The organism is Empedobacter sp. UBA6745 (genome assembly GCF_002453775.1).
Taxonomy (GTDB): Bacteria; Bacteroidota; Bacteroidia; order Flavobacteriales; family Weeksellaceae; genus Empedobacter; species Empedobacter falsenii_C.
The window spans coordinates 1-4,646 of sequence record NZ_DKHL01000021.1 but is presented as its reverse complement, the minus strand read 5'-3'; the positions used below and the strand labels follow the sequence as shown (position 1 = coordinate 4,646).

The following is a 4,646-nucleotide window of genomic DNA, read 5'->3' as shown; positions in this document are numbered from 1 at the left end:
AGCGAAATCATTTTATATCCCAATTTATCATAGAATATTTCTTTGGTCAATTTGTCACACAGCGCAACATCATAGAAATAAGGCCGCTCTGTGACACGAGATATACCGGTACTACCATTTCTATCCATGTGAAACTCCAAAATACCAATAAAGTAAACCTCCGGTAGGTAATAATCACTACCCTTCTTACCTCGCGCTAATTGTTTATTGATGAGACGTGAGGTATAGTACACTGCACGGTCCTTAAAAAATTCTTGAAAGAGCTGCTGCATCTCAATGATGAAAACCTCACCATCGCTGCCGATACAATGTAAATCAAATACAACACGACGCATTCCCTCATAATCACCATCATGTTCTACAGGCTTATATCTTAGATCCGAAATTATCTTCTCTCCCTGAAACAGACTATTGAGAAACTCAATCAGTAAGATTTTGTTGTCCTCCCTACCAAAGTAAAATTTCCAACCGAAATCGGTACGTGGATCTACATACCTACCCAAATGTTTTTTTGATCTAGCCATAATATTTATTAATTGATTATCAGACAAATATATAACAATAAATTGATTATTGCTAACATATTTAGTAAAAAAACAAGTAAATTATATGGATAGTCAATCACATGAGCTGAAAAATTACAGACAGACTATTCTTTATCAAATTTTATGAGTTATTTAGTATGTAATAAATTAGCACAATAACCTAGTAAATAATATCGATTATGTATAAATTACTTTTAATCACTTTTCTTAGCGTTTGATAGTGAATTATATTAGACTAAAGTAGCCCTTTGCTAAGCGCTAATCTCCAGCAAAGCTGTTTAGGTTTTTTTCCAATCTCCATTATTATTTAGACGATCAGATATATGTTGATTTAGCATTAACTTTTTTTCTTATTTTTGAAATTATTGCAGATTTGCGAGGTGGAAAGTTAAAAATGAAGGAATTATTTCAAACGTTCAAACCAAAAAATCCTATAGTCAAAAAGTATGTTGATTATTACTATTTGGACATTAAACCAAATAATGTGATCAATAAATTCCTATGTTTCCCCCATTTTAATAATACAATTTCAATTTATAGATATCATGTGAGATTGGAAAATGGAGAAATAAAATTTGATGATAACGCAAACCCATTTCAGATTTTCACCCCTATTCGGCAAAAAGTACTTAATGTAAAACAATCTGGAACAGTTTACAGAATCGTCATTGTATTTCATCCTTTAGGTATCCAGCAATTTTACGAAAATTTAAATTTTGCAGATTATATAACAGATTACGAGTTTTTCAGTCCAGAAGAACTAAAAGAAATCTTTTCTACAACTCAAACAAAACATATTTNNCTTTAGAACAAGCAATTCAATATATTTTCAGTAATGACGAGAAAATATCTGTCACAGAACTTTCAACTTACATTGGAATCAGCAGACAACATTTAAACAGATTATTTCAATTTCATTTGGGAGTTTCCATAAAAAAATTTTACGAAATAGTTCTTTTTAGGCAGTCCGTCAACAAGAAACTTTTTGAGAACCCTGAAAGTAGCTTCACTGAAATTGCTTATGAGTTTAATTTCAGCGACCAATCTCATCTTAATAAAATCTATAAAAATCTGGTTGATAATTCACCTAGAAACTTTTTTAGCAAAGGAACTATTTTAGGAAAAGAAGATACTTTTTGGCATCTGGATCCTTAACGAGTAAAGTTCCATTTTTACAAGTTTCCGAAATAGTTTGTCTGTAGATTTGCCTGATTAAATTTTGATTTATGAGATATTGTATTGTTTTATTTTTAGTTCTGTTAAGTTTATTTGCCCAAGCACAGGAAAATTATTCAACTTTGATTCGAAAAGCGGTCGAAAACAAAAAAAAAGCAAAAGATTCAATTGCGTATCTGCATGCATTAGGATTATACGAGGATGCATTTGCGCGCTTTCCGGATAGTATAGATCAATTTAGCCGCTATAACGCTTCAATCTTAGCCTATAAATTGAATAATAAAGATAAAGCATTTACCTATTTATCTGCGCTGGCAAAGAAGGAAACCGACTGGAAAACTTATCCCGCTTGGAATTATATCATTAGAGATTATGCTTCGGAAGAATATAAAGATCTAATAGGTGACCCAAGATGGCAAATTTTGAAAAGTGATGCTATTAAAAATAAAGATCGTTTTTACATCCAATTAAAAGTAAAGGAAGATGAATTTTTCAGCATAGAGCCAACTAACCTAGATAAATTTCAGGATGAAAAATCTCTTTATGAGAAAATAAAAAACTTTAATCCCTACAAAGCGAAAAAGAATCAGGATTATTCTATTTCATTCAAAATAAACGATTCAACCAAAACTTCGTTTTTTATTCATTTACCAAAAAATTACAATCCTCATAAGAAGTATCCCCTGCTTTTCTTTCTTCATGGTGCAGTAAGAAGTAATGCGTTGATTGAATATCAGTTTGCAGATTGGAATTTAGGTGGTTGGAATAGATATTACACAAAATATGCAGAGCAAAATGATGTCATTTTAGTTTTTCCAAAAGGGAGCAGGCAATACAATTGGATGACATCAAATGAGAGCTTTTTTATGATTCCCGAAATGCTTGAAAGTATCAAGAAAGCAGTCAACGTTGATGACAATAAAGTTTTCATTTCGGGACATTCTAACGGAGGAACGGGGTCGTTTTCATATCTGATGAAACAACCTACACAATTTGCAGGTTTTTACGGATTTAACACTTATCCAAAAATATTTACGGGTGGTACTTTCGTTGAAAATATTAAAAACCGTTCATTTATCAATTTTTCAACAGATGAGGATTATTATTATCCACCAAACGCAAATGATGATTTAACAAAATTAATGAACGGAATAAATGCCGATTACAAAGATTATCGCTACAATGGATTTCCGCATTGGTTTCCACAATTTGACGAATCTGAACCAGCTTATCAGATTCTTTTTAACGACCTAATAAGCCGGAAGAGAAATCCTTTTTCGAAAGAAATATCTTGGGAATTTGATGATGAAAAATACGGAAATATTGATTGGTTTTCTGATATAAAACTAGATACCCTAAGCCGAAAATCAAATTGGCACAAAGAGTTAAATTTCAAAATCAACCAATGGTTGAAATACGACAAAAACGATAGCTTAGTTGTGCAGGAGGTTAATAAAAAAGCTTTTGATTTTCCAAGAAAATCAGGAAAAATAAAAGCTGAATATCAAAACAACATTTTCAGAATTAAAACTTCATCTATTAAATCATTTTCAATCAATATTTCGCCTGAAATGGTCAATCTGAAGAAGAAAGTAAAGGTTTACGTAAATGGTAAATTGTATTTCAATGGAAAAGTAAAGTACAATCGTGAATATATGTTGCAGAACTTTGAAAACAACCAAGACCGAGAACAAATTTGGATAAATCGTATTAACCTTAATATATCCTAAAATATGTACGCGTCCTTTTCATCAAAAGGTTGTTAAAAAGAATATATACAGCTCTTAATTTCAAGATGATGACGCATTGTTAAGGCTACGGTATGGGTTCGAAAGAAGAGTTGGTTACGCGGAAGAACAGTCGATTCGTTCGGCAGTTTTAACAAATTAAAAAAAAGGCCTCCTGAAATGCAGGTCTAAATCAATGCACAGCTTGGAGCGAATCTTGCGAGAGGAGCCAATATGGTAGGAACTAATCCTGGGACTGGAGTGAAGAACTGGGATACTAATTGTAAATAAATTCAGATGCGAAAGGAACAAATAACAGAGCAGTTAAAAGAGTATTATCCGGAGGGTGTTACCCTCGACGATATCATGGCTTATTCCGCTTCAGAAGCTTACAATAACCGGAAACAATGTATTGAATCAGCCTGGTCAGACCGCGGGCAATGGGAACAATTAAAAGAGTCCCTTACCGACCTGTCTGCTGAAATCTGGGACTATTCCTTCTTAGGGGGAAGCCCTTCATATCACTTTTCCTTCCCCCTTGAGCAGAATGAAGACATCTTATACTCTTTATTTGTTAGTGTTATTTTACCCTATTTTGCGATCAGGATAATGCGCCTCCCCGATCGGAAAAAATCATTTACCCCAGTATGCGATACTGATTTTCAGGTATTTGAAAAGCTGACAAAGAAAGTACAACATGTTTTCCCCGAGCATCTGATAATTAAAGACGATAGGTTGCTACAAACAAAGGTTGATATCTTCGAGGCAGATGGGGAAAATCCTCCATCAATACAGCACCTTTTATTCTCGACGATAGAAACATAGTTACAGCAGCACTATTCCGCAGTATTTAGGAAGCCTTAAGATCCTCCCAGACTCGAGGTTTTTTTATTCCTTTTATATCGTTTTTCATCGCATATCGTCCTTTATCCACTTTAATTCTCCACGTTTTATCAGGGCTATATATTTTTGCACCTGATCATCGGTCAATAAGCAATTGTCTTCAAGGTGGTAATTGAACTGCTTAGTGAAGGTGTAATATTGAATACTTCCTACATAAGCATTATTGAGATAAATATGCCAAAGGCTGTATTTCTTGGCCCGAACTTCCACGACCTGGCGTTTTCCATGATGATAAAACAACTCAGGCACATCCGTATCAAAGCGAAGTATAAGAGCGTCAATGCACGCTTCCTTG

5 protein-coding genes are annotated in these 4,646 nt (G+C 33.6%); 3 read left to right on the top strand and 2 right to left on the bottom strand.

Annotated elements, in window-relative coordinates; all coding sequences use genetic code 11:
* Positions 1-524 (bottom strand): PD-(D/E)XK nuclease family transposase (locus tag B4H69_RS07210; RefSeq protein ID WP_291093309.1); only part of this gene is annotated, 524 nt, incomplete at its 3' end.
* Positions 525-1,463: 939 nt separating this feature from the next.
* Here B4H69_RS07210 and B4H69_RS07205 point away from each other — a divergent pair.
* The 3 genes from B4H69_RS07205 (at position 1,464) to B4H69_RS07195 (ending at position 4,273) form a co-directional block, all read left to right on the top strand.
* The gene (locus tag B4H69_RS07205; protein WP_291093307.1) at positions 1,464-1,700 is read left to right on the top strand and encodes a hypothetical protein; all 237 of its coding nucleotides are present in this window, start codon (positions 1,464-1,466) and stop codon (positions 1,698-1,700) included.
* Between the two features lie 71 nt (positions 1,701-1,771).
* Positions 1,772-3,451, top strand: a complete 1,680-nt coding sequence (locus tag B4H69_RS07200; protein WP_159333011.1) for an alpha/beta hydrolase-fold protein — start codon at positions 1,772-1,774, stop codon at positions 3,449-3,451.
* A 294-nt stretch (positions 3,452-3,745) separates the two neighbouring features.
* Positions 3,746-4,273 carry a hypothetical protein gene (locus B4H69_RS07195; protein WP_112376275.1) on the top strand — a complete coding sequence of 176 codons (528 nt, stop codon included), beginning with the start codon at positions 3,746-3,748 and terminating at the stop codon, positions 4,271-4,273.
* 84 nt (positions 4,274-4,357) lie between these two features.
* Here B4H69_RS07195 and B4H69_RS07190 read toward each other — a convergent pair.
* Positions 4,358-4,646, bottom strand: a 289-nt coding sequence (locus B4H69_RS07190) for a hypothetical protein (protein ID WP_291093299.1), incomplete at its 5' end; no start/stop codon positions are given.

Bases quoted from the DNA above. Each gene is read 5' to 3' on its own strand.
- B4H69_RS07200 (WP_159333011.1), top strand. From the start codon at position 1,772: ATGAGATATTGTATTGTTTTATTTTTAGTTCTGTTAAGTTTATTTGCC.
- B4H69_RS07195 (WP_112376275.1), top strand. From the start codon at position 3,746: ATGCGAAAGGAACAAATAACAGAGCAGTTAAAAGAGTATTATCCGGAG.